This window comes from Agathobaculum massiliense, assembly GCF_900291975.1.
GTDB classification, from domain to species: domain Bacteria; phylum Bacillota; class Clostridia; order Oscillospirales; family Butyricicoccaceae; genus Agathobaculum; species Agathobaculum ammoniilyticum.
On the sequence record NZ_OMPN01000001.1, the window covers coordinates 2625273 to 2648681 of the forward strand.

25 protein-coding genes and 1 pseudogene are annotated in these 23409 nt (G+C 46.2%); 13 read left to right on the top strand and 13 right to left on the bottom strand.

Annotation, left to right across the window (positions count from 1 at the left end):
- Positions 1 to 107 precede the first annotated feature (107 nt).
- A complete protein-coding gene (gene aspS, locus DBQ51_RS13295; protein ID WP_107631809.1) occupies positions 108 to 1433 on the bottom strand; it encodes an aspartate--tRNA(Asn) ligase in 1326 nt (441 codons plus the stop codon).
- A 188-nt stretch (positions 1434 to 1621) separates the two neighbouring features.
- On the opposite strand from aspS, the pseudogene DBQ51_RS13300 reads away from it, so the two are divergent.
- The 9 genes and pseudogenes from DBQ51_RS13300 to DBQ51_RS13345 all read left to right on the top strand — a co-directional run.
- Positions 1622 to 1738 (top strand): annotated as a pseudogene (locus tag DBQ51_RS13300) (helix-turn-helix transcriptional regulator); the annotation flags it as partial.
- A gap of 189 nt (positions 1739 to 1927) precedes the next feature.
- On the top strand, positions 1928 to 2395 hold the full coding sequence (locus tag DBQ51_RS13305) for an Rrf2 family transcriptional regulator (protein WP_107631810.1): 468 nt from the start codon (positions 1928 to 1930) through the stop codon (positions 2393 to 2395).
- Between the two features lie 114 nt (positions 2396 to 2509).
- Positions 2510 to 2911 carry a pyridoxamine 5'-phosphate oxidase family protein gene (locus DBQ51_RS13310; protein ID WP_107631811.1) on the top strand — a complete coding sequence of 134 codons (402 nt, stop codon included), beginning with the start codon at positions 2510 to 2512 and terminating at the stop codon, positions 2909 to 2911.
- A 58-nt stretch (positions 2912 to 2969) separates the two neighbouring features.
- The gene (locus DBQ51_RS13315) at positions 2970 to 3590 is read left to right on the top strand and encodes a 4Fe-4S binding protein (RefSeq protein WP_107631812.1); all 621 of its coding nucleotides are present in this window, start codon (positions 2970 to 2972) and stop codon (positions 3588 to 3590) included.
- 4 nt (positions 3591 to 3594) lie between these two features.
- Complete coding sequence (locus tag DBQ51_RS13320; RefSeq protein ID WP_107631813.1) at positions 3595 to 4368, top strand: protein-ADP-ribose hydrolase; 774 nt, start codon at positions 3595 to 3597, stop codon at positions 4366 to 4368.
- Positions 4319 to 5203, top strand: a complete 885-nt coding sequence (locus tag DBQ51_RS13325) for an SIR2 family NAD-dependent protein deacylase (RefSeq protein WP_107631814.1) — start codon at positions 4319 to 4321, stop codon at positions 5201 to 5203. The genes DBQ51_RS13320 and DBQ51_RS13325 overlap by 50 nt, the downstream gene beginning before the upstream one ends.
- A gap of 437 nt (positions 5204 to 5640) precedes the next feature.
- On the top strand, positions 5641 to 6807 hold the full coding sequence (locus DBQ51_RS13330; protein WP_107631815.1) for an XRE family transcriptional regulator: 1167 nt from the start codon (positions 5641 to 5643) through the stop codon (positions 6805 to 6807).
- 607 nt (positions 6808 to 7414) lie between these two features.
- The gene (locus tag DBQ51_RS13340; RefSeq protein ID WP_431833315.1) at positions 7415 to 7687 is read left to right on the top strand and encodes a hypothetical protein; all 273 of its coding nucleotides are present in this window, start codon (positions 7415 to 7417) and stop codon (positions 7685 to 7687) included.
- 111 nt (positions 7688 to 7798) lie between these two features.
- Complete coding sequence (locus DBQ51_RS13345) at positions 7799 to 7990, top strand: recombinase family protein (protein WP_434470607.1); 192 nt, start codon at positions 7799 to 7801, stop codon at positions 7988 to 7990.
- Positions 7991 to 8038: 48 nt separating this feature from the next.
- Here DBQ51_RS13345 and DBQ51_RS13350 read toward each other — a convergent pair whose 3' ends face one another.
- The 7 genes from DBQ51_RS13350 to DBQ51_RS13390 form a co-directional block, all read right to left on the bottom strand.
- Entirely contained in the window at positions 8039 to 9715 is a 1677-nt protein-coding gene (locus tag DBQ51_RS13350; RefSeq protein ID WP_002569190.1) for a recombinase family protein, read from the bottom strand.
- Positions 9716 to 9815: 100 nt separating this feature from the next.
- The gene (locus tag DBQ51_RS17390; RefSeq protein ID WP_004613661.1) at positions 9816 to 10043 is read right to left on the bottom strand and encodes a transposon-encoded TnpW family protein; all 228 of its coding nucleotides are present in this window, start codon (positions 10041 to 10043) and stop codon (positions 9816 to 9818) included.
- Positions 10044 to 10460: 417 nt separating this feature from the next.
- Positions 10461 to 10721, bottom strand: coding sequence for a helix-turn-helix domain-containing protein (locus DBQ51_RS13370; protein WP_002569189.1), 261 nt, complete (start codon positions 10719 to 10721; stop codon positions 10461 to 10463).
- Positions 10702 to 11142 carry an RNA polymerase sigma factor gene (locus DBQ51_RS13375; RefSeq protein WP_002569188.1) on the bottom strand — a complete coding sequence of 147 codons (441 nt, stop codon included), beginning with the start codon at positions 11140 to 11142 and terminating at the stop codon, positions 10702 to 10704. Before DBQ51_RS13375 ends, DBQ51_RS13370 begins: the two co-directional genes overlap by 20 nt.
- Positions 11143 to 11243: 101 nt before the next feature.
- Complete coding sequence (locus DBQ51_RS13380) at positions 11244 to 11429, bottom strand: hypothetical protein (protein WP_009243795.1); 186 nt, start codon at positions 11427 to 11429, stop codon at positions 11244 to 11246.
- A gap of 250 nt (positions 11430 to 11679) precedes the next feature.
- A complete protein-coding gene (gene rlmN, locus DBQ51_RS13385; protein ID WP_002569187.1) occupies positions 11680 to 12669 on the bottom strand; it encodes a 23S rRNA (adenine(2503)-C(2))-methyltransferase RlmN in 990 nt (329 codons plus the stop codon).
- 23 nt (positions 12670 to 12692) lie between these two features.
- Positions 12693 to 12872: a cysteine-rich KTR domain-containing protein gene (locus tag DBQ51_RS13390; RefSeq protein WP_002588768.1), complete on the bottom strand. Its 180-nt coding sequence runs from the start codon at positions 12870 to 12872 to the stop codon at positions 12693 to 12695.
- A gap of 384 nt (positions 12873 to 13256) precedes the next feature.
- Here DBQ51_RS13390 and DBQ51_RS13395 point away from each other — a divergent pair, with 384 nt between their 5' ends.
- The 4 genes from DBQ51_RS13395 (at position 13257) to DBQ51_RS13410 (ending at position 15829) form a co-directional block, all read left to right on the top strand.
- On the top strand, positions 13257 to 13610 hold the full coding sequence (locus DBQ51_RS13395) for a helix-turn-helix transcriptional regulator (RefSeq protein WP_002569186.1): 354 nt from the start codon (positions 13257 to 13259) through the stop codon (positions 13608 to 13610).
- A gap of 267 nt (positions 13611 to 13877) precedes the next feature.
- Positions 13878 to 14207, top strand: coding sequence for a plasmid mobilization protein (locus DBQ51_RS13400; protein ID WP_002569185.1), 330 nt, complete (start codon positions 13878 to 13880; stop codon positions 14205 to 14207).
- Complete coding sequence (locus DBQ51_RS13405; RefSeq protein WP_002569184.1) at positions 14168 to 15514, top strand: relaxase/mobilization nuclease domain-containing protein; 1347 nt, start codon at positions 14168 to 14170, stop codon at positions 15512 to 15514. The genes DBQ51_RS13400 and DBQ51_RS13405 overlap by 40 nt, the downstream gene beginning before the upstream one ends.
- 63 nt (positions 15515 to 15577) lie before the next feature.
- Positions 15578 to 15829, top strand: coding sequence for a helix-turn-helix domain-containing protein (locus tag DBQ51_RS13410; RefSeq protein ID WP_002569183.1), 252 nt, complete (start codon positions 15578 to 15580; stop codon positions 15827 to 15829).
- Positions 15830 to 16006: 177 nt separating this feature from the next.
- Here DBQ51_RS13410 and DBQ51_RS13415 read toward each other — a convergent pair whose 3' ends face one another.
- The 5 genes from DBQ51_RS13415 to DBQ51_RS13435 form a co-directional block, all read right to left on the bottom strand.
- Complete coding sequence (locus DBQ51_RS13415) at positions 16007 to 16372, bottom strand: cysteine-rich VLP domain-containing protein (RefSeq protein WP_002569182.1); 366 nt, start codon at positions 16370 to 16372, stop codon at positions 16007 to 16009.
- Positions 16369 to 16575 (bottom strand): transposon-transfer assisting family protein, encoded by a 207-nt coding sequence (locus DBQ51_RS13420; RefSeq protein ID WP_002569181.1) that lies wholly within the window; start codon positions 16573 to 16575, stop codon positions 16369 to 16371. Before DBQ51_RS13420 ends, DBQ51_RS13415 begins: the two co-directional genes overlap by 4 nt.
- A 2-nt stretch (positions 16576 to 16577) precedes the next feature.
- Entirely contained in the window at positions 16578 to 17531 is a 954-nt protein-coding gene (locus tag DBQ51_RS13425; protein WP_002569180.1) for a hypothetical protein, read from the bottom strand.
- Positions 17532 to 17534: 3 nt separating this feature from the next.
- Positions 17535 to 21098, bottom strand: coding sequence for a YodL domain-containing protein (locus DBQ51_RS13430; RefSeq protein ID WP_002569179.1), 3564 nt, complete (start codon positions 21096 to 21098; stop codon positions 17535 to 17537).
- Between the two features lie 212 nt (positions 21099 to 21310).
- Entirely contained in the window at positions 21311 to 23401 is a 2091-nt protein-coding gene (locus DBQ51_RS13435) for a DNA topoisomerase 3 (protein ID WP_002569178.1), read from the bottom strand.
- Between the last annotated feature and the right edge of the window lie 8 nt (positions 23402 to 23409).

Sequence of the window (23409 nt, forward strand, 5' to 3'; positions counted from 1 at the left end):
GGTAAAACCATGTACAGGCTTGTTGAGGATGGGTAACAGAAAAAGGCCGCTGAAACGCATCGTTTCAGCGGCCCTTTTTCAGAACAAAGCAATTGATGGGGAGGAGGTTACGGCTCCAAGCGGTTCATGTCGCGCGGGAACATGGAAGCGTCGCGCACATTGTTTAGCCTCAGAAGCTGCATGGTCAGGCGCTCCAGGCCGATGCCCAGGCCGCCGTGCGGCGGCATGCCATACTTGTGCAGAATGGTGAACGACTCAAACAGCTCCGCGTTCATCTTGCGGGCCGCGAGCTTGTCCATCTGCTCCTGATAATCGTGGATGCGCTGGCCGCCCGTCGTGACCTCTAGCCCGCGGAACAGCAGGTCGAACGACAACGCCAGCTTGGGGTCCTCCGGATCGTCCATCGCGTAAAACGGACGCTTGGCGGACGGGAAGTGCGTAACGAATACGAACTCGCTGTCGTGCTGCTCCTTGGCCCACTGGCAGAGCAGAACCTCTTCGTCCGGATTGAGGTCGTAACGGTTTTTGGATTTATGGCCGTATTTTTCCTCCATGATCTGCTTGGCCTCATGGAAGCGGATGGTCGGGATCTCGCGGATCTCCGGCACGTCGGCCTTGAGAAGTGCCAGCTCCTCCGCGCAATGCTCCTTGACGTAAGCCATGACCGACTTTAACATGCCGGTTTCCATTGCCATCACGTCATACATGGAATCGATATAGGCCATCTCGAAATCAAGGCCGATATACTCATTCAAATGGCGCGAGGTATTATGCCGCTCGGCGCGGTAAACCGAGCCGATCTCGAACACGCGGCCGAACGCGCCCGCAAGGTACTGCTTGTGGAACTGGGGCGACTGCGCCAGGTAAGCGGGCTGGCCGAAGTAGTCCAGCTTGAACAGGTTCGCGCCGCCCTCTGCGCCCGCGACAACGATCTTGGGCGTGTGGATGTGGGTAAAGCCCTGCGCCTGCATATACTGGGCGAAGCCGTCCGCAATCGCGCCCTGTACGCGGAACACGGCCTGCTTGACCGGATGGCGCAGGGTGATCGGGCGCAGCGGCAGATCGACGTCGAGCGACAGGCCCATATATTTTTTGCCCAGCGGCACGGGAAGTTGCTCGTACGGGCGGCCGATGACCTTGACCGCGCTCAGCACAACCTCGATGCCGTGCTCGGCTCGGGGTTCCTCATGCACCTTGCCGGTGACCTCGAGCACCATGGCGTCCCGAATATCCGCGCGCTTGACGCCGCCGATCTCGTCCCCCTGGAACGTGCATTGGATCAGGCCGCGCTCGACACGCATGATGATGAACGAAAAATCGGACATATCACGGGCGCGGTGTACGGTGCCGCGGAACGTGACCTCGCTACCGACCGCGCCGCAGACGCGCTTGACGGTATCAACGTACTGTCCCGCTTCATGAATCATTTCCATAATTATAACGCCTCTCTATTCAGCATTCTCATACAGGAATACATTGTACCATGAAAAGAGAAGATAAACAAGTTTTTTACGGGAAAAAGCAGACGGGATTCGCTTAAATGTTAAAATGCGTTGCTTGCAGCAACGGGCAGCTCCTCATATAATTATGACAAAGACCAGAAGAATGGAGGCTATCCCCGATGCTCAAAGAAAACATAAAAGCAATCAGAAAATCAAAAGGTCTTTCGCAACAGGAGCTTGCTGTAAAGCTGAACGTGGTGCGACAAACAATTTCCAAGTGGGAGCAAGGAGTTTCCCAAACAAAAGGATATTAAGAAATAACCTGTGTTTACCTGCTTGCAAATAAGATATACAATTACAGCAAGTTTTCATGAAAAAGTCTAATGTGGCAAAGAAATTCAACCGGCTTTTGTTGTAATAATTGACATTACAATAAACAACTTCTATAATTAGCACATAAGATATTCAGAAAGCGAGGAGTAATTATGCAGATTTCGAGTCGATTTACGATTGCTGTTCACATATTTGCCTGTATTGACACATTTCAAGATGATTTTAAGATTACAAGTGATTTTTTAGCTTCTAGCGTTAATGTCAATCCTGTAATTATAAGAAAGATATTATCCCAGTTAAAAAATGCAGGACTTGTGGAAGTACAACGTGGAAGTGGTGGCACGTCTATCCCAAAGCCATTAGAAGAAATTAGTTTCCTTGATATCTATTTTGCAGTAGAATGTATCGACAATGGCGAACTTTTTCACTTTCATGAAAATCCAAACCATAAGTGCCCTGTGGGAAGAAATATCCATAATGTATTAGACAGCAAATTAGAGCAAGTACAAAAAGCACTTGAAAATGAACTACAAAAAATCACATTAGCTGATATTATCAGAGATATACAATATTATATTGGTAAAGAAAATAAAGAGAAAAAGAGAAACACGCTGTATTAATAGGCGTGTTTTCTTTTGAAAAAAATTAAATTTGTTGTAACTATTGACATTACATCTAAAATGCTGTATTATCCTTGTTGTAATAATTGATGTTACAACAAGGAGGAAATCAAAATGAATGATGTAGTAAAATTTTTACAAGAAAACCCTGTGCAGTATTTGGCAACAATCGGGCGTGATGGAAAAGCAAAGTGTCGTCCATTTATGTTCTGCTTTGAAAAAGACGGAAAATTATGGTTTTGTACAAACCATACAAAAGATGTTTATAAGGATATGCAGGAAAATCCTAATGTAGAGGTATCTGTTTCTAGCCCTAGCTATGCATGGATTCGATTAAACGGAAAAGCTGTTTTTGAAAATGATATGGAAGTAAAAGAACTTTGTATGAACAACCCTATCGTGAAAGGACAGTATAATACAGCAGATAATCCTATCTTTGAAGTATTCTATCTTGAAAATGCACACGCTGTGATTGCTGATTTTTCTGGCAATCCACCAAAAGAATATGTTTTATAATTTGAAAACAAAAAGCCTGACGTAAAAAGTTGGGCTTTCTTACTAGGGAGGTATGGACATGACAAGTATCGAGTGTCTAGCGTATATTGTAAACGAAATTCATTCTACTGTATTTGCGACAGTAGATAAACATGGCAATCCTATAACCTGTACGATTGATATTATGGACTATGATGAAAAAGGATTGTATTTTTTGACAGCAAGAGGAAAAAGTTTTTATGACCGCTTGAAAAACCATTCTCTTATTGCCTTTACGGGAATGAAAGGACAAGATACCCTTTCAAGCATTGCGGTTTCTGTGCAGGGAAAGGTACAGGAAATCGGTTCAGACAGATTGGTTTCTCTGTTTGAAAAAAATTCCTACATGTCAGAGATTTATCCTACTGTTGAGTCAAGAAATGCCTTAACTGTTTTTCAGATATATGAGGGTACGGGGGAATGGTTTGATTTATCAAAGAAGCCGATTGAAAGATTTTCTTTTTCAATCGGAAGTTGTGAAGAAAATATACATGGATATTTTGTCAATGAACAATGTATCAACTGTAAACTTTGTTACTCTAAATGTCCTCAAAAGTGTATCGACTATTCAACAACACCTGTCCAGATTATTCAAAAAAACTGTCTACATTGTGGGAACTGCTATGAAGTATGTCCTGTTCGTGCAATCGAAAAGAGGTAGTATTATGAAACAAAACGAGCGTTTAGATTATCTCATTCAATATTTAATAAATGAAAGTAAGCAATATGAACATTTATTATCTGTTCAATCACTAAACGAAAAGAAAAGGATATTACGTTCTCTTATGAATATTCGAGAACCCATGCCTATATCAAGGGAATTTCTAAAAATTCAAGACGAATATTTGCAAGAAGAATTGAAAAACCAACAAATAATTTCTATTCAAGATTTAGCACTATTAAAACCTCAATTATATTTATGGAAAGGCGATATAACAAAATTACAAGTAGACGCAATCGTCAATGCTGGGAATAACGCTTTATTAGGGTGCTTTATTCCCTGTCACAGCTGTATAGATAATGCAATTCATTCTTACGCTGGTATACAGCTTCGTTTAGAATGTCAAAAAATCATGGAACAGCAAAATAGTCCCGAACCAACAGGAAGAGCAAAAATCACAAAAGGATATAATCTGCCTGCAAAGTATGTACTTCACACAGTTGGACCGATTATTCATGGAGCATTGAGTAAGAAAGATTGCTTGTTACTTGCTTCCTGCTACCGTTCTTGTTTGGAATTGGCAGAAGCATATCATTTAAAATCAGTAGCTTTCTGTTGTATTTCAACAGGCGAATTTCATTTCCCAAATGATATTGCTGGGAAAATTGCAATTCAAACAGTAACAGAATATATACAAGAAACACATTCGGAAATAGAGGTGGTTTTTAATGTTTTCAAAGAAGAAGATTATCAAATCTACCAGCGATTATTGGAATAATTTAAAAAAGTTAAAAAAACAAATTGAAAATGCCGACGCTATCGTTATAGGTGCAGGTGCAGGATTATCTACATCAGCAGGGCTAGAATATGGCGGTAAATGTTTTTATGACAATTTTTCGGATTTTGCAGAAAAATATGGTTTGCAGGATATGTATTCGGCAGGTTTTTATCCTTTTGAAACACTAGAAGAATACTGGGCATATTGGAGCAGACATATTTATCTTAATCGTTATCAGACAATTCCTAATCGGGTTTATGCTGATTTATTGTCTTTAGTGAAAGACAAAGATTATTTTATTCTTACAACAAATGTTGACCACTGTTTTCAAAAAGCAGGGTTTGATAAGAAACGACTGTTTTACACGCAAGGTGATTATGGGTTATTTCAATGTTCTAATGCCTGTCAGCAGGAAACGTATGACAATGAAGTGCAAGTCAAACAAATGGTAGAACAGCAACAAGATATGAAAATACCAACAGACTTGATACCATATTGTCCTCATTGTAGTGCACCTATGACTGTAAATTTACGAATTGACGGAACTTTTGTACAGGATAAGGGATGGTATAAGGCGTCTGAAAGATATAGTGATTTTTTAAGAAGACATGAAAATCTTCATGTTCTGTATTTGGAGTTAGGTGTTGGAAATAATACACCAGTTATTATTAAATACCCATTTTGGAATATGACTTCAAAAAATAAAAATGCAGTCTATACCTGTATCAATTATCAAGAAGCCTATTGTCCACCACAAATTGAAAAACAATCTATTTGTATTCAAGCAGATATAGGAAAAGTAACACATGATTTATTAACATATACTGATGATTAAATTATGAAAAAAATATTGATTGTAAAACAATTATAAATTTCCGTAATCGTATTTTGAGAGATAAATTTGATGATAATTCTATTGAATGAAATATCTTATCAGATGGAGTGATCCAGACGTGGTGGCGGTCGAAGACATCAAGCCATGACAGCGAAGCTGTCAAACGTCTGGTTCACTTCATCTGTGAGCAAGTCTGTGGCGAGCGAATATCAAGCCCCCGCTATCTAACAGGGGGGTACTATTACAAAAGGCAAGAGCAAAAACAAATACAAAACTGCTGATATGCAACGATTTATAAGGTTATAAGAACTTATTTCACTTCACACCCTATTCTTTCTACCCGACAGGTCTAAAACAGCATATCAATAGAAAATAAATATAAGATACAAGGTGTATGCTCCCATGAGTATATGCCTTTTTTGATTGGAGGAATAAGCATGAATGATATAAAATTTATTGAAGCATTAAAGCAAAAGAGAAATGCCTGTGATTATTCGCAATCACGACTGGCACAGGAACTACAAATCAGCAGGCAGAACCTAAATGAAATTGAAAACGGAAAAACAAAAGCCAGTAAAGAAATGAAACATATACTTCTACATTATCTTGATTATTGTAATTGTACACAGCCTTTCACTTTAACGATTGACTATCTGCGTGTTCGTTTTCCTACCACAGACGCATTGGGAATTATAAAAAATGTACTGGCAATGAAAAGCGAATATTTTATACATGAAGATTACGGAATGTTTGGTTATGAAGAACAGTATATCTATGGGGATATTAGTGTAAATGCTTCTAAAGATAGTTCTATGGGTGTTTTATTGGAATTAAGAGGTATGGGGTGTCGGAACTTGGAATATGTTTTACGGGCAAGAGGGATAGACTGGTATTGCTTTTTAAGCTGTTGTATAGATTATCAAGGCGTTTTTAAACGGATAGATTTAGCAGTCAATGATATGGGCGGATTGCTGGATATAGAAATTTTAAGGGAACGTTATTATGCTAACAAGGTATGGAAACGTTCTAGAACCCATGAAGCAGTAGACAGCGGGAAATTATCGGGTACACATGGAGAAACTGCAAAAACTTTTTATATCGGTTCAAAGAATAGTTCTATCTACTTTTGCCTATATGAAAAAGAAAAGGAACAAGAAAGCAAGGGTATAAAAACAGACATTAAGAACCGCTTTGAAATTCGTTTGAAAAATGGAAAAGCAGGACAAACGATAGAACAACTTGTTTTTTCAAGAAATCCCGAAAAGACCATAGCAAGCCTTATCCTTACACAGATAGATTTTCCCGATTATATCTTATGGGATATATTTTTAGATAATGTAACGACCTCACTTCCGTTTATTATGACGCCTGTTGCTGTTAATATGGATAAAACAAAACGCTGGTTAGAAAGACAGGTCATGCCCTCTTTATTGATGATAAAAGAAATTGAAAAGAAAACAGGAGCAAATTATCTGGAAGAAATCGACAGACATACAAGACTAACAGAAAAGCAGGAATTAAAAATTAAACAAATGACAACAGACATAGCAGATATGATTGAGAATGATACCGCTGCTCCACAAGGGAGTGACGGTATTTTTTAATTTCTTCAAAAAATCTGCAACAAAACAGTTACTTGCGTACAGATATGGTGCGAGAAAAGGAAATCTAACTTTTTTTGAAAACAGGTCATTAAATCGGTAGTTGCTGTCCCTATATGGAGTAAAGAAAATCTTTCATTCCATTATTGGCAGTTACGGTGTTGCATGGGTAGTTAGGGTGTGAAAAGAAAATCAAATTTTTTCATCACCAACTTAGCAAACTAATATTTGCTTTCCCTATATGGTGCAGGAAAAAAGAGTTTAACTATTTTTCATTTCAACTTAACAAATAAGTGTTTGCTGTACAGATATGAAGTGAAAAGAAAAAAGTTTTGAGTATTGGTTACGCTTTTGCTCTTTTCCAACGCGGTATATAGGAAAGACGATTTTCTTCTTTCGTGTTCTTTGACAACTGAATAAAGCAATTCAATACCTTAGACAGACAGCAGCCATTGAAACAGATACGCCATGACCTTTCCCCTGCAAAAGCGAGCGACAACCTATCTGTGTTCTTGTAAAAGACTTGTCCTCTTTTATCGCCATGACCTGTGCTGTCAGATAATGATACTCCCGTACAGCCACAGCTTGAGCGTTAAAAGCGTCGCACGCAATGGGTACGGCTACATTGGATAATGCAGAGGTGGAACTCCTGTGGGCTATGACAAAAGCCGTTGAATTGCTTAAAAACTATTTTTACAGAAAGGGGGTATGTGTTATTGATAATGCTGTAAAAACAATTCAAAAGAAAAATAACAAGTGTGGCATTGGAAACAGAGGAAAGACAAAGATTGTTGTAAAAGAGCATTTTTCCGAAAAAGGAAAGACAATGGAAGAACTTCTGACTGATGTTATGCTTGAAAAAGCAAAGCAGACAATCGCATAAATTCGGTGCAGTTGTAAGAAATAGATTGAATGTGAAAAATAACCCATGTTATACTTTACTTGCAAGCAGGTATTGTAAACATGGGTTAGTTATAAAGGAGGATAACTGACAATGAAACAACAGATTTACAATACTGCACTTTATCTTAGGTTGAGCCGAGATGATGAATTACAAGGCGAAAGTTCCAGCATTACCACACAAAGAAGTATGTTGCGTCTATATGCAAAAGAACATCATTTGAATGTGATTGATGAATATATTGATGACGGCTGGTCGGGGACAAATTTTGTTGAGGTAAGATAACGATACCTTTTTTGCAGAGGGTGTTATCTTACCTCTTTTTGATGTATGTTAGATAGCATAACTCTTTACGTCGGCTCCTATCTGTCTGAAATAGGAGATACTTTCGGTAGGCTTGTCACCTGTATCAACTCTGCCGACAAAGCTATAAAAGATTTCGATTTTGCGGGTGTTCGTTTCCTTATCCAGTTCGTGAATAAGAATACGGTCAATAAATTCATGGACGTTTTCGTAGGTCAGTTCTTCAATCGCTGTGTATCTGCGTACCAGTGCGACAAACCTTTTTACGTCCGCGCTGCGCTCGGTGGCGTTGTCGATTTCCTGTGACAGCTCCGCAATCCTCCGGGTCAGCGTCTTTTTTTCTTCATCATAGCCGGAAGTCAGAAAAGCAAATTGTTCATCTGAAAGTTTCCCTAAAGCGTTGTCCTCGTAGAGCTTGCGGAATAAGATGTTCAGCTCGTTAATACGGTTCTGCGCCTTGTCAAGCTCTTTCCGCTGCTGTGTCAGCGTCTTTTGTACTGCCTTTGCGCTGCACTCGTTGGCTGTTTCGATAAACTCCTGTTCATGCTCTTTCACATAAGACGTTACTCGCTGCAAGTCTGCAAGGACAAGTTCTTTCAATACGCTTTTGCGGATATAATGCGTAGTGCAGAGCATATCATTTCTTGCCCGGTTGCGGTAGTTGCCGCAAGTGTAGGCGTGTTTCCGTTCAAGCGTCCCGGCTCCGCGTACTGCATACATTTTGTAGCCGCAGTCCCCGCAAAAGAGCAGCCCGGAAAACAGGTCAATTTCATCAACCTTTGTCGGGCGTTGCCGGGTGGCAATCCGCTTCTGTGCAAGTTCAAAGGTTTCTTCATCAATCAAAGGTTCGTGAGTGTTGGGGAAGAAATACCTTTTTTCCTCCGGGTTCTTTTTCGTCTTTTTCGACTTATAAGATACCTTGTAGGTTTTCCCGGTTATGGTATGCCCTAAATATTCTTTCCTTGTCAGAATGTCGTACAGCGTCTTATCCGGCCAGTTGTACCATGCGTTGAGCTGTGGGCGGGGGTGGCGTTTGCTCCCTGTCCTGCGGTAGCGCAGTTCCCCGACGGTCAGTATTTCATTGTCCCGCAGCCAGTTCTGGATTTCACACATACGGTCGCCCCGTACATACATTGCAAAAATCTGTTTTACGACGTGCGCCGTTTCCGGGTCGGGTATCAGATGATTGCGGTTATCCGGGTCGATAAGGTAGCCGTAAGGAGCTTCGCCGTTGACGCGCTCGCCTTTCTGCGCCTTTGCCTGTTTGACAGCCCGGATTTTCTTTGAGGTGTCGCGGGCGTAAAACTCGTTGAACCAGTTCCGCAGAGGGGTAAACTCGTTATCTTCCCTTGCTGTGTCTACACCGTCGTTAATGGCAATGTAGCGCACTTCATATTCGGGAAAGACAATCTCTATCAGCTCCCCGGTTTTCAGATAATTACGTCCCAGACGGGAAAGGTCTTTTGTTATGACGGTCGCCACGTTCCCGGCTTCAACCTCATGCAGCATGGCTTGAAGCCCCTCACGCTCAAAGCTCACGCCGGAAAATCCGTCGTCTACGAAAAAGCGCGTGTTGAAAAAGTGGTGTTCGTCAGCATACTTTTGTAAAATCAGTTTTTGGTTCTGTATGCTCTCGCTTTCCCCGGCTTGCATATCTTCCTGGCTCAATCTGCAATATAAAGCGGTAATCTTGTCTGTCTGTAACATTTTGTCCTCCTTTCCGACGACAGACAAGCATGGTATTTGTACTGTCTATATTATACCACATACCGCTGCCTGTGTCATGTATAAAATGTGAAGAAACGCCCTATTTCCGGGCGTTTGCGGGGTTCAGTTCCATGTCTTTGCGAATGAGTTTTTTTATCTTTTTATCCAGTGTGTCCGTTGCGCGTTCACTTGCGGACGAACATACAAGGTAAGTAACTTTTCCTATTTTATGCTCCGTTGTGGTAACGGGCGTTTGGTTTTGCGTCAAAGAAAATCCCCCTTTCTTTCGCAAACATATAATATAGTCTATGAATAGCAGCAAGTCCACTATTCAATAAAACAAAGGCTTTAATCGGACGGTTATTAGCATAACCTCATGGGAATTTCACCCCGGCATGGTTCTCATGCCGCCCTACCCATTGCCTGCGACGCTCTTAACGCTCGGACTGTGGCTGTAAGGAAGTATCATTGTATATTCTGCGTGTCGTCGCCCGCAAGCCGCTACACTTGCTTTCCGGCGCGGTGTTGGTCGCTCGGCTGTCCGGGCGGGGATAACCTCACCCGGATAGCGTCATGGCGCACCCGCCGTATGGCTCGGCGCAAAAGGAACGTATCCGATTTGCCCTATGCTGCGCCGCCGTTATCTTGCGCCGCTTTCTTTGTCAAGGTTCAGAATGGCTTTGCTGCCGCGTCAGCAGCGGAACGGAAAAGGGGGAGAGAGAAAGCGTCCCGCCGCCGCTGCGGTTTATTCCTCTGCCTTAAAGGTGAGGACAGCCATCATCAGTTTTGCTTGCAGCCGTTCCCGAATGTCGTGGTCTACGCCAAAATAGACGTTCCCGCGCTCGTCGTACAGCTTCCGCATGGAGAGGCGGGCTATGTAGCCGCTGAAATGCTGCAAGACAATCTTCATGGCGTCCGGGTCGCCCTTTGTCGCTGCCACAATGACAGGATAAGGAACAAGGGCATTTTCCGGGTAGCCGGGTTCGTTACCATTCGTCCCATTCATCAGCATTTTCCTCCAGATATTTTCTTAATTTCTCAAAAGAGCTTGTCCGCCTGTACTGTATCGTGCTTCTCGACGTGTTGAACAGCTCCGCAATCTCGGTATCGTTCATTCCCTCGAAGTAATACAGCAATATGGCTTTGCGCTTTTCTTCCGGCAAAGTACGGATTGCTTCAAGAAGCAGCTTTGGCGTGATTTTCTTCCCGGCTTTCTCAAAGACGGTTTCGGCGGCTTCACGTTTGAAATATTCATCAAACGTATGAAGCTGCCGCGCTTCGTCTAAGGTCATGTCGGAAAAGGTCACTTCCTTTGCCTTGTGTCTGCGAAGTTCTCTATGGGTGTCGCAAGCTTCATTGTGCAATACCGTATTACAAAACTTCTGAAAAGCACACTGTTTGTAAAACTCCCTGCTATTAGGTTCCACATTCTCACCTCCTTTCTCGTTGGAAAGTTGGTGGTGCTTCCCCCCTTTTCGCGGGGCAATACGGCGTTTTTCAAAAACGCCGAAGATTTTTTGAAATTTCTTCAAAAATTTTTTGAACGTACAAAATGCGCCCGTCCGAAAAGCCCGGACGGGCGCATAGGCATTGTAAGCAGTATCCAGATGATTAGACAGTTCATATATATAAGCGTAGTTTCCCCCGGTGGTGGGCGGGCTTTTTTTGATAAGTCAATAACTGTCGGATTTTGTCGATATGCTTTTTGCTTCATGGCGGCTACCTCCTTTAGCCGCCGATTTCAACAGTGATACCGCGTCATTTCATTAGAAGATAAAAAGAAACGGCGGCTTTGATTTTTCAAAGCTGCTGCGGAAATCAAAGAACGACAAGCAACAGTTCTGATTTTGCTCCAATATGGTTATTAGGGGCACAAATTAAAATCAAAAAAGAGCCGATAACAGCAGTATTTCAAACTGCATATTATCGGCTCTGCGTCTGTGCGTCTGGCTCTTTTAATTAAATTATTTCTGTTGTTTTTTGGCTTTATTATATGTATTAGCTAACTGTCCACAAGCTGCTTTAATCTCTCTACCATGAGAAACTCTCATGGTAACTTCAAGTCCTGTTTGCTCTAATTGATGTTTGAACGCAACCATTTCTTGTTTTTGTGGTGCTCTAATTTTTGAATTACTCGTCGGGTTGTATTGCAGCACGTTAATCATAACATTTTTGCCCTTAAACCATTTTGCAAGTTGCCTTATATCTGAGGAACGGTCATTTATACCTGGTAAAAGCAAATACGCAAATACCACTTTTCGATTATGCCTTTGAGAATAGGACAATGCTTGCTTAACAACATCTTCAATAGCGTACATGTGCATATGAGGAATGATACAGTTTCTCGCAGCCTGTGTTGCTGCATGTAAAGATATTGTCAACTGAATTTTTAGATGTTCTTCGCGCAATTTTTTTAATTGATTAACTGGACCAACTGTTGATACGGTAATGCCGTCGGTTGGAAAGTTAAGTCCATTTCTATCTCGAAGAATATGGATTGCTGCAATCAAGTTGTCGTAATTGAATAAAGGTTCTCCCATTCCCATAAAAACGATACGATTTACTTTTTGACGTATCAATACAACCTGCTGCACAATTTCAGACGGTGTTAGATTACGAACAAAACCATTGCGTCCGGACTCACAAAAAATACAGCCAACAGAACAACCAACTTGCGTACTTACGCAAACAGTCCCACCATCTCGCCGTTTAATAAAAACCGTTTCAATATACCTGTTATCTTTCAATTCATAAACATACTTTTCAGTATCGCTACTTTTATAGACTTTTTTTGTTGATATTGATAGATTTTCTTTGTGAAATGGCTGTTTATACAATTCCGTATATAAGGCTCTTGCTTTATCCTCTCCAATTACTTCCGACATTTCTTTGTAAGTAAATCCGTATGGGTCATTCAATATTTCCGTAGGTGTACTTTTAGGTAAGTGTTTCATTTAAATATCCTTCCTTTTCAAAATTAAAAAGTTTGTTTTTCAGAGTTTTTGATTATGATTTCTAGTTTTTCAACATCAACGATATGCGTTAATTTACATTTAGGGCAGAAAAGAGGAAAATTTCTTAATACCGTATTATAAAATACTTGAACCCTCGTCTTTCCGTTACAAATTGGACATTTTATCCAATATTTTTCAAGCATAATATTTCTCCTTTTGCGCAAAAAAATGCAGGTCAATTCTCAACATGAGCATTGACCTGCATTTATACATATAATACTACAACAAAATTAAGGCATAGTTTTTATACTATGTCTATACGTCGTTAGTTTTGTTGTATAGCATACGCAAAATAAGCATGACAAAAAAGCCCATATTGAAAATGGGAAAAATCTTTTTTGATTTCAATGCTTATCGAATACGCATGCTATGTAACATAAACATTCCCCCCCTTTTATATAATATTATATACAAAAGCAGCTTGTTGTCAACATATATATATATGAATTATTTTGGCTAACTGATAGAACTACGTAGACATATCCAAGAAGAAAGGGGAACAGTAAAATGTAATAGGGTGAATAACTATGGCAAAAAGACCAGTACCACGATACGACTTTAAGGCTTTTGGGGCAGCGATAAAGGCAGCGCGTGAGGGATGCAAGGAGAGCCGCAAGAAAGTAGGCGACGAAATGTTTATCTCGCCGCGCTACCTTGCGAACATTGAGAACAAGGGGCAGCACCCAAGTTTACAGATATTCTTTGAGCTGATACAGCGTTACCATATATCCGTAGACCAATTCCTTTTAGAAACGCCGCCGGAGAAGAACACGCAGCGGCGGCAGCTTGACGCGCTTCTTGACGGTATGAGCGATACAGGCATACGGATTGTAACCGCAACGGCAAAGGAGATTTCCGAAGTCGAAAAAGAGGGCGAATAGGAATGTCCGACTTAAAACTGAACAGGATTTAGAAAGCGTTGTAATCTTTTTTGAGGTTGCAGCGTTTTTCTTTTGCGTAAGTTTGGCAAAATCGCTTTTTCTCCGTAGTAGGTGATAAGAGCCTAAAGGATAAAAACATTCGTAGCAAGCATAGGAAGCGGGTACCACTTCCGTATTTTCGCCCTCCCGCGCTGCGGCGCGTCGGTTGAAAATTGCTTGTTGGGAAGTGTCCCAAACCCTCGGAACGGAAAGGAAAGGAGCGAACACATGGACGGACGCAAAAGGACAGTGCAAATCAAATTCAGAGTGACGGAAGCGGAACGGGATTTAATACTGGAAAAAATGAAGCTCGTACCCACCCGGAACATGGCGGCGTATCTGCGGAAGATTGCCATTGACGGGTATATCATTCAGATAGACCACGCCGATATAAAGGCTATGACCGCAGAGATACAGAAAATCGGTGTCAACGTCAACCAGATAGCACGCCGCGTAAACGCGACGGGGAACGCATACCAAGAGGACATAGAGGAAATAAAGGGGGTGCTTGCGGAGATATGGCGGTTACAAAGATTAAGCCTATTAAAAGCACTCTAAGCAAAGCCCTTGACTATATCGAAAACCCGGACAAGACGGACGGGAAAATGCTTGTGTCCTCTTTCGGTTGCTCCTATGAAACGGCAGATATTGAGTTTGAATATACCCTGTCGCAAGCACTCCAAAAGGGGAACAATTTAGCCTTTCATCTGATACAGTCCTTTGAGCCGGGGGAAGTCGATTATCAGAAAGCCCATGAAATCGGAAAGCAGCTTGCCGACGCGGTAACAAAGGGGCAGCATGAGTATGTACTCACGACGCACATTGACAAAGGACACGTCCATAACCATATCATTTTTTGCGCGGTGAACTTTGTAGACCACCATAAATACAATTCCAACAAAAGGAGCTATTACGGCATACGGAACATGAGCGACAAGCTGTGCCGGGAAAATGGCTTGTCCGTTGTCGTCCCCGGCAAGGGCAGCAAGGGAAAGAGCTATGCGGAGTACCAGGCAGAAAAGACGGGTACAAGTTGGAAAGGCAAGCTGAAAACCACTGTTGACGCGCTTATCCCCCAAGTTTCCAGTTTTGAGGAATTGCTAACGCGGTTACAGGCGGCGGGCTATGAGATAAAGCCGGGGAAATATGTATCATGCCGCGCCCCCGGACAGGAACGCTTCACCCGCCTTAAAACCCTCGGCGCAGACTATACAGAGGAAGCCGTAAGGGAACGGATAGCGGGCAGACGGACAAAGGTGGCGAAAGCTCCCAGAGAGCAGCGCGGCGTGTCGCTGCTTATCGACATTGAGAACAGTATCAAGGCAGCGCAGAGTAAGGGCTATGAACAGTGGGCGAAAATCCACAATCTGAAACAGGCAGCTAAAACAATGAATTTCTTGACGGAACATAAGATTGAGCAGTACGCGGATTTAGTCAGCCGGATTGAGGAAATGGCAGCGGAAAGCGGACAGGCGGCAGACGCATTGAAGAACGCCGAAAAGCGGCTTGCGGAAATGGCGGTGCTTATCAAGAATGTTTCCACCTATCAAAAGACAAAGCCTGTCTATGACGCATACCGCAAGGCAAGGAACAGGGAGAAGTACCGCGCCGGACAGGAACAGGCAATTATCCTCCATGAAGCCGCCGTAAGGTCACTGAAAGCGGCGGGCATTGCGAAGCTCCCGAACCTCGCCGCGCTGCAATCGGAGTATGAAGCCCTCCAAGCGCAGAAAGAAGCCCTTTACGCCGACTATGGAAAATTGAAAAAGAAAGTCCGGGAATATGATATTATCAAGCAGAACATTGACAGCATTTTACAGGCAGACAGACAGCCGGAACGGGAAAAGGAAACAGAACGCGGATAAGGATAGCAAAATCCCCGCCGCTGTGCTATGATAGGGCTATCAAAAAGCAGAGGAGCGTTGAGCATGGAAAACCAGAAAATGCCGGAATATGAAACCATACGCGCCGCCGTTGCCGGGGAGAAATGGGCGGTGGAGAAAGTCGTGGATTGCTACAAGGACGAAATCGACAGGCTATCGACGGTAGCGGTCAGACAGCCAGACGGAAGCACGAAACAGGAAATCAACGAAGATATGCGCCAGTCTATCACAAAGAAGCTGATAGAAGCCCTCCCGCAGTTCCCGCTTGAAGAAATGGAAAAGGGAAATGTCAGATAGGCAAAAAAAGAACAGGGCGCGGAAGCCAGTATATGACTTCCGCGCCCTGTCTTTTTATGGGTGCTGTTTTCGTGAATGTTACGCAGTAGAACGCCATTTTCGGGGGTAAAGGTATAAAGTATCGCCTATCCGATTTTCACGCCCGGAAAGCCCTGTAAATCAAGGGATTTTCCGCACCTACTGCGTAACAGGGGTGCGTCTTTTCCTCATGCGCTCGGCAGCTTGTCTGCGGGTGATACGCTTCCGGCAGACGGGGCAGTATTTGACACTGTTAGAGGTTGACGCAAAGAACGCGCCGCACTCGGTACACTTCTTCTTGTCCCCTGTCTGGTAAAGCTCCGCATAGAGTAGCCTGTCGGCGGGAAGCACCGCAGCCCGGAACCACTTGCAGAGAAGCGAATAGGAAATGAGCTGCGGACAAACGCACTCGTCCCCGTCGTCCAGTAAGATACAGTTCCCGTTATCATAATTGCAGCACGTCCGGCGCACAAGGGCGTTGACTTTCCGGCTCTGGGGCGGCGTCAGCCGCTTAACCCCGTTCATACTTCATCAGCGGCGTAAATGGGAAGCTCTGCAAATTCCGCTTCGGTCAAAGCGTCCACTTTGGAAAGGGTGCGCTTTGCAAGCTCCCGCATATCCGCGTCCATGTAGGGCAGCGCGGCGTTGACATTCTCAATCAAAGCCCGCTTGCCGCCCTCGTTGTAAATGCTCAAAAGGTTTGTTTCTTCAACAGTCAGTCTAATCATGCTCATACCTCCATATCGTGATTTTTTGTTTTTGCCGCCGCCTTTTTCGGGGCGGTCTTTGCCTTGTCTGCTTTAAGCTGCGCCCGGATAGAGGGGCGGGGCTTCCTTATCTTCCTGTCCCGGTTCTCCCCCTTGTCAATCAGCGCATACGTCCCATGTCTGCCCTCGATTTTGGAAAAGGCAAGGGTCTTGTAGGGCAGCATGGAGAAAAGGCGGTCAGTGTCCTTTGTGGCTGCAAGCTGCATGAACGCCGGGGAAAGCTCTACCATGAAATGGGTCTTGTTGGGGCTGTTCGGCGTGTCGTGCCGCTTCATTTCCCGTACAATGCGCCGCGCTTCCGTTTCAATCAGCCCGTCCCGCAATGCGGCGATATGCGCCTTGAAATCCCCCGGCGGAAGCTGCTCCCGGCTGCGCCGTTCTTCCTGTAAGAGCGATTGCAGCGCGTCCGGGTCGTTGGGTACGGCTTCAAAGCGTTCAAACTTTCCAAGCTCATAATCGGGATTGCCGTTGAAAAACTGTCCGGCGGGTATCTCCCGTTCCCCATGCTCATAAATCAGCTTCACCGTATCGGCGGGCAGCTCCTTTTCCTTGACGCGCTCATAATGTTTAGCGTAGTCCAGTTCGTACAGATTGCCCTTGATTTTCCCGCGCTCCGTCCCCGTTAGCTCGATTGCATAGGCAAGGACGCGGTCGCTCGTCTGCTCCATGTAGAAACGCCATGTGTTGTGGGGCGCGGTGTCTTTGAGGAAAACGTCGCGCTCCCGGAAGCAATGCGTCCCGGACGGGCGGCAGAACCACAAAAGGGTCTTGTCCTCCTTGCGGGGGCTTGCCGCCGCCTTTGCGATAATCTCCTTGTCAATCTCCAAGTCGCTCTGGTAAAAGCCTGTGTTCTGCTTCATAACCGCATTGAGGGAAGCGAACAAATCCACGTTCTCAAATTTACTCTGTTTCGGCATGGGTCAGCTCCTTTCCAAATCCTGTAATTTCTGCTTTGCGTTTTTCTTCTGCGCCTTTTCCTTGTCAGCCCTAAGCTGCGCCCGGATAGAGGGCTTCTTTTCCGGCTTCGCTTCCTTGCCGCGCTCTTTGTCGGCTTTGACCGCGTTAGCCAGGTCAACAAGGGAAATTGTTTCTCCCGCCTTAACCTTTGCTTCCAGTTCGTCAACGGTAGGGGTGTTGTTGATGATACCGTCAAAGTTGTTGTCGTTCTGCTCTACGGTGTCCTCGATATGCTTCAAGGGGTTTGCCTTTTCCGGCTGCTCTGCGGCAACAGCAAACGCCCGCGTCCCGTTCCCCATAATCAGATACTTTCCGTCGTCCGACTGGTGGTGAAAGCCATATCCGGCGGCTTCTATCTGCTCCCGGCTCATGGCGGTCACATGGAAAGTCCCCCTCGGTGTCTGGATTGTTTCGCCCGTTGTCAGCTCGTCCGGGGTAAGCTGCTTCTGCTCCTGTAAAAACTCCGGCACTTGCCGGAAGCCTACGCTGTCAACGTAATGCGCGGTGTCCTGTCCGTTCTGATGAAGCACTACCACGTCCGAAACGGAAAGGCTGTGTCCCTTAAAATCTTTTGGGTGGTCGATATTGAAGCGGGTATAAATATCTTCAAGGGAAGTTTCCGGCGCAAGGGGCGCGGAATAGACAAGCTCATAGTTCGCTTTATCAACCACATTTCCCGCCGCCTGCAGGCGGTCGTAAGGCTCAAAGCGGAAGTCCCTTGTTTCGTCCCCGCCCTTTATCTGGTAAATGGAAAAGGTGTCCTTGTCCTGTCCGGTGGTCTGCGCCGTTTCCTGTGCCTTTGCGTAAAGCTGCTTTACGTCGCCCTCGGTCAGCTCGCCGCTTTTGAGCTGCCCCATAAGCTCGCGGCATTTCTCCGGCGTTCCCGTATAAAGCACGTCGCCCATTTTCGCCCGCCCGTTCTCCTGTGTCACATAGGCTTGCAAGAGGTGGCTGTTTTCCCGGCTGTCGCTGTAAGGGTTCCGGCGCACTCTGTAAATCGTTTCCGGGGTAAAGGCTTCTTTCGGGGCTGCTTCCGGCTTTTCTTTCCCGGCTGTATCTGCTTTTTTCGGGGCTTCCGGCTGTGGCGCGGCTTCTTGTCCCTCTCTGGTGGGCTGCTCCTGTCCGGCGGTCTGCTCCTTGTCCTGTGCCTTTTGCAGCTCCGCAAAATTCGCGTCTATGGAATTGATAATCTCGGCGGCTGCGCTGCGTATCGTTTCAAGGGAGCTTTTCAGCTCGGACAGCTCCCGCCCGCTGCTCCACCCGGCGACATAGCCGAAAGAATAGTCCGACGTGTCAAGCCCGTAATGTTGGCAGACGGTATAGGCGACGCTTTCCGCTTCGACTTCGCGGGTGCGGCGGTCAACGCGGGGTTGCTCGTCCTTTGGCGCGTTGAGGTCAATGTCGTGCAGCTTCGCATGGGCGATTTCGTGAATGGCGGTCTTTAAGGTCTGTAATTCGCTCATGCCCTCGTTGATAGCAATGCGCTTGTCCTCCAAGTGGTAGTAGCCATGAGAGCCGCCCTCGATATTCTCAAAGGCGATAGGAACGGGGGAAGTCTTTTCAAGGGCTGCGAAAAAGTCCTTATAGCGGTCAACGTCGCCTGTCAGTTCGTCAACGGCAATGTCCGGCAGTTCCTTTCCCTCGGTCTGGGAAACGTCAAAGACGGATACCACCTTGTAGGCGGGTATGGTGATTTCCTTTTCCTCGGTGACGGGCTTTCCGTCCTTGCCGATTATGGGCTTCTGCGTGTGCGGGTCGATTTTCTGCATTTCCTGTTTGATTTTATAGGGCGACGGGGCAATGATTTTAATTCCCTTTTGCCCTCTCATCACATTTCGCTCAAAGTTGTTCTTCCAAGCGGAAAAGCCCGCCAAAAGGGAAGCGTCCGGCTTCTGCATGGCGATAAGGACGGTGTTTCGGAAGCTGTAATTATGGAATTTTGACATGACTTTCAGATATTCCTTGTAACGCTCGCTGTCAAAGAGTTCCGTAATGCCCTGTTCCAGACGGTCGGTAATCTCTTTTAATTTCTCGGCGGGCTTCCCGGCTGTCAGCACGATAGGGATAACCGGGTGCGGCTCCTGTGGCTGCTCTGCGGCGGTTCGGGCGGTCTGCTCTGTGGCGGCTGCGTCCATAAAGGTCTTGTCCTGTCCGCCGCGTTCCGGCTGTGGGAAGCTCATAACGCGGTATTCTTTGGGTATCTCGTTTTCCGTTCCCCGATACCATTCGGTAAAGGTGTTCTGATTGTTATAGATATAGCCCTGTTCGGTAAACTGCCCCTTATCCTTGCTAACTGCGTCCCGCCCGTATTCTTCATACTTGAAATATTTCTTTGCTTCTTCGGGAAGCTCCAGCTCGTCCAGTTCGTCGATAAGATAATAACCGTAATCTTCTTCGCTGCGGACAGTGGGATAGAGCCAGTAACAGTCAAGGTTTTGTGCAAGGTTGATAAGGTCTTTCATGCTTCCGGCATACTCGCCATGTGTAACCGCCGCCGCAAATTTATCCTTGTCCCCGTCACTCTGCATTTCCAGAAGTTTTCCAAAATAATTCAGCTCGTCCATGCTTGCGCTTTGGATAACGGAAAGCGGCAAGTCAAAGGGGCAGTCCTCCGTAGAAGAATACCCGTTGATGAAAAAATCCTGCGGATTGTCTGCGGTAATGCCGACGCTTTCCATAGCCGCATGAAGCTGCTCTGTTGTGGTCGGCATGGGAAGCCACACGCCGCCCGGTTTGCCTGTTTCAAAGCGGCTGCGGCTGTCGATAAGAATTGAAAACTGCTCGTTTATGGTTTCACGCTCCTTTCTCTGTTCGGTGTCCTGTGGCGGCTCTGCTGTGGTGGGGGCTGCTTTTTCAGCGGTAGGCTGCGCCCGTTCCTCGCCCTCGATAGCATAGCCCGGTAAAAGCTGCCCGTTTACTTTGAAATGCTCTGCATACTCTGGCGGGATAGGCGGCGATACCTCGGTGAATAAATGCTGATAGGCTTTGATACGCCCATTCAGATATTTTTCCATAGCTGCCTTGTCTGCAAAGACTTTCCTTTCCTGTCCGGCGATTTTTGCCTGTCCGTAATTGTGGGGGCTGTTGGTGTAAATACTCCATGAAAGCGTCCACGAATAGGGAATGGATTTCTCTTTTTCCCTGTCATACCGGGTATTCTCGGATATGTGGTAGCGCATTTGGTAGACGCGGTTGCTGATGTGCTTCCCGTAGTCCGTAGCTTCCCACTGGTTCGCGGTATGCGTAGCTTCGGGTGTCCTCACATACTCAATGGCTTTGTCAATGGCAAGGGTCTTTCCCGCCTGTTCGTCCCATGCCGCCGCCTGTTCTTGCAAGGCTTCAAAAGCTGCCTGTTCAGCCGCCGCGTATTCTTCCCGCAATGCCTGTAACTGTTCTAAGGGCAGGGCGGTAAGCCCGGAAAGGTCAGCGGTCTGTTCCTCAAAATAAATATTTCGCTCTATCCGCATACTGTCAGCCGGGTCTAACTTGTCACGCTCAAACATGGAGTAACCTTTTTTCTTTTCCATTCATTCGCTCCTTTCTGAAATGGCGGCGCACCGCCGCGCTTTTGGGGTTCGCCCCGTACTACGGTGGGCTGTGCGTTATGCCAACAATTTTTTCATTTTTTTAGAGGGTTTGGGAAACTTCCCAACAAGCAAAATCCCCGTCCGGCGCGTCAGCGGCAGGACAGGGATTTACGGAAGTGGGTACCCGCTTCCTATGCTTGCTATTCAAGTTTTTAGTTCTTCTGTACTTCGATACGGTAGTTGACGTATTTCCCGCCAGTGTCAGCCAGAACGATAGTTCCGTCATAGGTCTTGCCTGTTTTCGGGGAATAGAGCTTCTTCACATTCACTTTGCCGGATTTAAGGAGCGCGGCGGCAATCTTCGCGGAAAAAGCGGTCTTGCGTTCCTCGAAAAAGCGGTCATTCTTCCACATGACAAAGGCACATTCTTTGTTGCTGCAATAATAGTTTTTCTTCCCCTCATGGACGGGGGAACCGCAACGGGGGCATTTGCCGACAGAGGGCTTTTCCTCCCGGAACAAATCCTTTTTCCCGTCCAGTGCTGCGGCGTGTGTCTGCACAAGCTCCCGCGCCATAGCTTCAATGCCGGACAGAAATTCGCCGGGGTCTGCGGCTCCCTTTGCTATCTGCGTCAGATTGTTTTCCCATTCTGCGGTAAGCTGCGGGGAAGTGAGCATATCCGGCAAGACTGATATAAGGGCGGCTCCGTTCTGCGTGGGGATAAGCTGCTTCCCCTTGCGCTCTGCAAAGCCGCCCTTTACCAGTTTTTCAATGACGGCGGCGCGGGTGGCGGGAGTGCCAAGCCCCCGGCGTTCCGCGTCCGGGTCGGTGTCCCCGTTCCCGGCTCGCTCCATAGCAGAGAGAAGCGACGCTTCGCTGTGGGGCTTCGGCGGCGTTGTGGTATGCTCCGTTACTTTTGCGGCGGGGTTAGGAAAGTTCTGTCCCTCGGAAAGCTCCGGCAGCGTCACGCCCTCATTTTCCCCGTCCTCTGCTTCGGGCTTATCTTTCAGCGTCGCCCGGTATCTGCGTTCAAGCTCTTTCCAACCCTCCGCAAGTACGGTCTTTCCCCTTGCGGTGAAGTCTGTCCCGGCGCATGAGAAAACCGCCGTAACCGCTTCATAAATATGCGGCTCGGCGGTGGCAAAAAGCAGACGCGCCCCCGCAAGGGTAAGGATATTCTTCTCGCTTTCCGGCAGCGCGTCCGGGTCAGCCTTTGCAAGCTCCATAGTGGGAATGATTGCGTGGTGGTCTGATACTTTCTTGCTGTCTAATACCTTTGCAATCTCCGGCGTGAAGTCCGCGCCCGCCATAAAGGGGAGCTTTTCGCAAAGCAGCGCGATAATGTCCGCTGCGGTGCCGCCCATGTCGTCAGTAAGAAAGCTGCTGTCCGTCCTCGGATAAGTAAGGAGCCGCTTTTCATAAAGGGATTGTGCAAGGTCAAGGGTCTGCTTTGCGGTGTAACCGAAAATGCGGTTCGTTTCCCGCTGCAAAGAGGTAAGGTCAAAGAGCTTTGGCGGGGCTGCGGTTTTCTTCTCTCTGGTAAGGGAAACGCATACCGCCTTTCCCGCTTCGCAAGCCCCTTTCAGCGCGTCGGCTTCTGCCTTGTCCGAAATCCTTTCGCTTGCCGCGTCCGCGCCGGATAAATCAAGGCGAACATGATAATATTTTTCTTTCTGGAAATGGGAGATAGCCGCGTCCCGGTCGGTGAGCATTTTTAAGGTCGGGGTCTGGACGCGCCCCACGTTCAAGGTCTTTCCATACAGGCAGGAGAAAAGCCGGGTGGCGTTAATGCCGATAAGCCAGTCAGCCTTTGCGCGGCAGAGGGCGGACGCAAAGAGCGCGCCATAGTCCCGCCCGTCTTTGAGGGAAGCAAAGCCCGCCTTAATCGCCCCGTCCTCCATTGAAGAAATCCACAAGCGGCGCATGGGCTTCTTGCAGCCCGCCACTTCGTAGACAAAGCGGAAAATCAATTCACCCTCGCGCCCCGCGTCACACGCATTTACCACTTCGGAAACGTCGGCGCGGTGCATAAGCTCTTTAATGGTTTTGAATTGCTTCCCCTTGTCCGGGTCAACGGCGTACTGCCATTCCTCCGGCAGAATGGGTAAGCTGTCAAAACTCCATTTTTTATATTGCTCCCCGTAGGCGGCAGCTTCCGCAAGCTGTACCAAATGCCCGACGCACCATGAAATGAGGTAGCCGCCGCCCTCGATATACCCGTCCTGTTTCCCCTTAATGCCAAGCGCGGCGGCGATAGTCTGCGCCACGCTCGGCTTTTCTGCAATCACAAGTCTAAATGCCATGAAAAAAT

Coding starts and splice junctions, on each gene's coding strand:
- DBQ51_RS13330 (WP_107631815.1), top strand. CDS start 5,641: ATGAATGATATAAAATTTATTGAAGCATTAAAGCAAAAGAGAAATGCC.
- DBQ51_RS13415 (WP_002569182.1), bottom strand. CDS start 16,372: ATGAACGGGGTTAAGCGGCTGACGCCGCCCCAGAGCCGGAAAGTCAAC.
- DBQ51_RS13380 (WP_009243795.1), bottom strand. CDS start 11,429: ATGAAGCAAAAAGCATATCGACAAAATCCGACAGTTATTGACTTATCA.
- DBQ51_RS13405 (WP_002569184.1), top strand. CDS start 14,168: ATGGCGGTTACAAAGATTAAGCCTATTAAAAGCACTCTAAGCAAAGCC.
- DBQ51_RS13430 (WP_002569179.1), bottom strand. CDS start 21,098: ATGGAAAAGAAAAAAGGTTACTCCATGTTTGAGCGTGACAAGTTAGAC.
- DBQ51_RS13420 (WP_002569181.1), bottom strand. CDS start 16,575: ATGATTAGACTGACTGTTGAAGAAACAAACCTTTTGAGCATTTACAAC.
- aspS (WP_107631809.1), bottom strand. CDS start 1,433: ATGGAAATGATTCATGAAGCGGGACAGTACGTTGATACCGTCAAGCGC.
- DBQ51_RS13395 (WP_002569186.1), top strand. CDS start 13,257: ATGGCAAAAAGACCAGTACCACGATACGACTTTAAGGCTTTTGGGGCA.
- rlmN (WP_002569187.1), bottom strand. CDS start 12,669: ATGAAACACTTACCTAAAAGTACACCTACGGAAATATTGAATGACCCA.
- DBQ51_RS13370 (WP_002569189.1), bottom strand. CDS start 10,721: ATGAATGGGACGAATGGTAACGAACCCGGCTACCCGGAAAATGCCCTT.
- DBQ51_RS13350 (WP_002569190.1), bottom strand. CDS start 9,715: ATGTTACAGACAGACAAGATTACCGCTTTATATTGCAGATTGAGCCAG.
- DBQ51_RS13305 (WP_107631810.1), top strand. CDS start 1,928: ATGCAGATTTCGAGTCGATTTACGATTGCTGTTCACATATTTGCCTGT.
- DBQ51_RS13320 (WP_107631813.1), top strand. CDS start 3,595: ATGAAACAAAACGAGCGTTTAGATTATCTCATTCAATATTTAATAAAT.
- DBQ51_RS13325 (WP_107631814.1), top strand. CDS start 4,319: ATGTTTTCAAAGAAGAAGATTATCAAATCTACCAGCGATTATTGGAAT.
- DBQ51_RS13435 (WP_002569178.1), bottom strand. CDS start 23,401: ATGGCATTTAGACTTGTGATTGCAGAAAAGCCGAGCGTGGCGCAGACT.
- DBQ51_RS13425 (WP_002569180.1), bottom strand. CDS start 17,531: ATGCCGAAACAGAGTAAATTTGAGAACGTGGATTTGTTCGCTTCCCTC.
- DBQ51_RS13390 (WP_002588768.1), bottom strand. CDS start 12,872: ATGCTTGAAAAATATTGGATAAAATGTCCAATTTGTAACGGAAAGACG.
- DBQ51_RS13410 (WP_002569183.1), top strand. CDS start 15,578: ATGGAAAACCAGAAAATGCCGGAATATGAAACCATACGCGCCGCCGTT.
- DBQ51_RS13400 (WP_002569185.1), top strand. CDS start 13,878: ATGGACGGACGCAAAAGGACAGTGCAAATCAAATTCAGAGTGACGGAA.
- DBQ51_RS13345 (WP_434470607.1), top strand. CDS start 7,799: ATGAAACAACAGATTTACAATACTGCACTTTATCTTAGGTTGAGCCGA.
- DBQ51_RS13310 (WP_107631811.1), top strand. CDS start 2,510: ATGAATGATGTAGTAAAATTTTTACAAGAAAACCCTGTGCAGTATTTG.
- DBQ51_RS13315 (WP_107631812.1), top strand. CDS start 2,970: ATGACAAGTATCGAGTGTCTAGCGTATATTGTAAACGAAATTCATTCT.
- DBQ51_RS13340 (WP_431833315.1), top strand. CDS start 7,415: ATGGGTACGGCTACATTGGATAATGCAGAGGTGGAACTCCTGTGGGCT.